Below are 255 nucleotides of genomic sequence, written 5' to 3'. Positions count from 1 at the left end.
CGACATCGCAAAGACGCAAGGCCTGCCGCAAGGTGTGCCGGTATTGGCGTTGCCCGATCCGGTGGGCGCGGTGTTGGAATTCAATCAACAACGCCATTTGCTGATTAACGACCGGCTCGCATGGGCGCGCAATGCCGAACGGCAGTATCTGCTTTTTACATCGGCGGCGCTGGTGCGGATCAGAGAGTTGGAGAAGACCTGGGCACACACGCAAGCGGTACAGGAAGTCGAAAAAGAGATCGAATACCGCCGACA

At 57.6% G+C, this 255-nt stretch carries 1 protein-coding gene; it reads left to right on the top strand.

Features of this window, described 5'->3' with window-relative positions; all coding sequences use genetic code 11:
- On the top strand, positions 1-255 hold a 255-nt coding region (locus AC6LJY_RS28015), incomplete at both ends, for a hypothetical protein (RefSeq protein ID WP_498137243.1).

The sequence above is a fragment of the Achromobacter sp. RT286_PF genome, from assembly GCF_059760425.1.
The sequence above is the reverse complement of the archived record's forward strand: the minus strand, read 5'-3'. Positions and strand labels throughout refer to the sequence as shown.